The following is a 3,149-nucleotide window of genomic DNA, read 5'->3' on the forward strand; positions in this document are numbered from 1 at the left end:
TGTGAAGGAGTATGGCATGGATCGTTCGCAGAAAGCCGAATCGGTCGCCTTCCTGACCGAGGTGTTCAACGAGGCAGGCGCGGTGGTTGTCACCCGCAACCTCGGCTTGACGGTGGCCCAGTCCACCGCCTTGCGCATCAAGGTCCGCGAGGCGGGCGCTTCGTTCAAGGTTGCGAAGAACAGTCTGGCCAAGATTGCCGCCAAGGGCACCGCGTACGAGGGCATGAGTGACCTCTTCACCGGTCCCACCGGCATCGCCGCTTCGGCGGATCCGGTGGCGGCCGCCAAGGTCGTCGTCGATTTCGCCAAGACCAACGACAAGCTCGAAATCGTTGGCGGTGCAATGGGCACGGTCGTTCTCGACGCCGATGGGATCAAGGCACTCGCCACGATGCCCTCGCTCGACGAGATGCGCGCCAAGCTCATCGGCCTCGTTCAGGCTCCGGCGACCAAGATCGCCCAGCTCACGACCGCTCCGGCGGCCAAGCTGGCGCGCGTCTTCGCTGCCTACGCCGAGAAGGATGCCGCGTAAGCGACAACAGTCCCAGACCTGTTTTTCTGATCATTCGCCCATTCGGGCACACCACATTGAGGAGTTATCATCATGGCCGATATCGCCAATCTCGTTGCCGAACTTTCGAAGCTCACCGTTCTCGAAGCCGCTGACCTCGCCAAGGCTCTCGAAGAAGCATGGGGCGTCAGCGCCGCTGCTGCCGTTGCCGTTGCTGCGCCCGCCGGTGGCGGCGAAGCCGCTGCTCCGGTCGAAGAGAAGACCGAATTCGACGTCATCCTGACCGGCGACGGCGGCAAGAAGATCCAGGTCATCAAGGAAGTGCGCGCCATCACCGCGCTCGGCCTGACCGAAGCCAAGGCGCTCGTCGAAGCCGCCCCGAAGGCGATCAAGGAAGGTGTCAACAAGGCCGAGGCCGAGGACATCAAGGCCAAGATCGAAGCTGCCGGCGGCACCGTCGAGATCAAGTAATCTCGATTTGCAGCGCGGCAGGCCACGGCCCGCCGCCATGCACGAAGAGGGCGGGCCGCAAGGTCCGCCCTTTTTCTTTGCGCATTACCCCCCTAAGGCCACCCCATGTTCGAGAATCCCCCCACCCGCTGGAGCGATGAATGGCGCGCGACGCTGCACCTCGCGGCGCCGCTGGTGGCGGCGAACCTGCTGCAGATGGCGGTCTGGGCAGTGGACGTGATCTTCGTTGCACGGCTCGGGCCGGTCGCGCTTGCCGCCTCGGCGCTGTCGGTCTCGCTGTTCGGCTTGCTGGTGTGGAGCCTGTCCGGCCTCGTCGGTGCGGCTTCCCCCTTGATCGCTGCGGAAATCGGCGCGCGCCGCCATGCCGTGCGCGAAGTACGCCGCACGGTCCGCATGGCGGGTTGGGCCGGCGTTCTGGCAGCCGTGGGCGCGATGGGCATCTGCATGCTGGGCGGGCCGATCATGCGCCTGACCGGCCAGAGCGCCGACGTCATCGCGCTCGCCGTGCCGTTCCTTGGCGTGCTGATGTGGGCCATGATCCCTGCCGTGCTTTCGGCGCTGCTGCGCACCGTGGTGTCGACTCTGGGACGCCCGATGATCGGCACCGCGATCAACGGGCTGGCGGTCGGCGTCAACGCACTCGGCAACTATACCTTCGTGTTCGGCCATTTCGGCATGCCGGCGCTGGGCCTGACCGGCTCGGCAATCTCGAGCATCATCACCGGGCTTTTCATGCTGGGCGCCTATATCGCGGTCATCCGCAGCGACCGACGCCTGCGCCGCTACCGCTTCGGCGGACGCTGGTGGCGGCCGGACTGGGTGCGCTTCGTCGACGTGCTGCGCATCGGCTTGCCGATCACCGCGACGATCATTGCCGAAGCGGGCATGTTCAACGGTGCCGCGTTCCTGATGGGCCGCATCGGCGAGGTGGAACTCGCCGCGCACACCGTCGCGCTGCAGTTTGCCGCGTTCACTTTCCAGGTGCCGTTCGGCATCGCCCAGGCCGCGACAATCCGCGTCGGCCTTGCCTATGGCGCGCGCGACAAGGCAGCGATCACGCGGGCGGGCCAGGTTTCGCTGGTGCTCGGCATCGGCTTCATGGCCGCGATGGCGAGCCTGATGCTGGTGTTCCCCAACCTCATTCTCGCTGCCTATATCGACCCGGCGGACCCGGCCAATGCGCGGCTCGTGGCGCTGGCGACGCAGTACATGGTCGTCGCCGCGGCGTTCCAGATCTTCGACGGCGCGCAGGCTGTCGGCGCGGCGCTGCTGCGCGGGCTGCAGGATACCCGCGTGCCGATGGGCATTGCCTTGTTCGGCTACTGGATTCCGGGCATCGGCACTGCGCTCTGGCTTGGCCTGATGACACCGCTGCAGGGCCTTGGCGTGTGGATCGGGCTTGCCGTCGGGCTCATCGTGGTCGCCGCGCTGATGCTCTGGCGCTGGTACCGGCGTGCCGGTCTGGGGCTGCTGCCCGCCTAAAAAACTTGGGCGCGAGAGGTTGACCTCGCATTGCCCCCCACCCATATGCGCACCGCTGGCACTCTCCCCCCGAGAGTGCCAAGTGCCATTTCTGTATCATGGAACAAGGGAGATACCCATGACCTTCCGTCCGCTGCACGACCGCGTGCTCGTGCGCCGCGTCGAAGCCGAGGAAAAGACCGCCGGCGGCATCATCATCCCCGACAGCGCCAAGGAAAAGCCCGCCGAGGGCGAGATCGTGGCGATCGGTTCGGGCGCCCGCGCCGAGAACGGCACGATCACCCCGCTCGACGTCAAGGTCGGTGACCGCGTCCTGTTCGGCAAGTGGTCGGGCACCGAAGTCAAGGTCGGCGGCGAAGACCTGCTGATCATGAAGGAATCCGACATCCTCGGCGTGATCGGCTGATCCAGCCGGACCTTCTTCCCCACCTCCATTTCATTCAAAGGAAATCATCATGGCTGCCAAGGACGTAAAGTTCGGCCGCGACGCGCGTGAACGCATTCTGCGCGGCGTCGATATCCTCGCTGATGCCGTCAAGGTCACGCTGGGCCCCAAGGGCCGCAACGTCGTGATCGACAAGAGCTTCGGCGCGCCCCGCATCACCAAGGACGGCGTCACCGTCGCCAAGGAAATCGAGCTCAAGGACAAGTTCGAGAACATGGGCGCGCAGATGCTGCGCGAAGT

At 65.6% G+C, this 3,149-nt stretch carries 5 protein-coding genes; all 5 read left to right on the forward strand.

The annotated features are described in order from the left end of the window. The first annotated feature begins 16 nt into the window (after positions 1 to 16). Positions 17 to 532, forward strand: coding sequence for a 50S ribosomal protein L10 (gene rplJ / locus K5Q19_RS06740; RefSeq protein ID WP_292942537.1), 516 nt, complete (start codon positions 17 to 19; stop codon positions 530 to 532). Between the two features lie 72 nt (positions 533 to 604). Further along, positions 605 to 982, forward strand: coding sequence for a 50S ribosomal protein L7/L12 (gene rplL / locus K5Q19_RS06745; protein WP_054122581.1), 378 nt, complete (start codon positions 605 to 607; stop codon positions 980 to 982). 105 nt (positions 983 to 1,087) lie between these two features. Beyond that, positions 1,088 to 2,464, forward strand: coding sequence for an MATE family efflux transporter (locus K5Q19_RS06750; protein WP_292942529.1), 1,377 nt, complete (start codon positions 1,088 to 1,090; stop codon positions 2,462 to 2,464). Between the two features lie 118 nt (positions 2,465 to 2,582). Beyond that, positions 2,583 to 2,870 (forward strand): co-chaperone GroES, encoded by a 288-nt coding sequence (gene groES / locus K5Q19_RS06755; protein WP_292942532.1) that lies wholly within the window; start codon positions 2,583 to 2,585, stop codon positions 2,868 to 2,870. Positions 2,871 to 2,919: 49 nt separating this feature from the next. After that, on the forward strand, positions 2,920 to 3,149 hold a 230-nt coding region (locus tag K5Q19_RS06760; RefSeq protein ID WP_292942534.1), incomplete at its 3' end, for a TCP-1/cpn60 chaperonin family protein.

Origin of the sequence: Novosphingobium sp. (assembly GCF_019748365.1) — a bacterium.
Taxonomy (GTDB): Bacteria; Pseudomonadota; Alphaproteobacteria; order Sphingomonadales; family Sphingomonadaceae; genus Novosphingobium.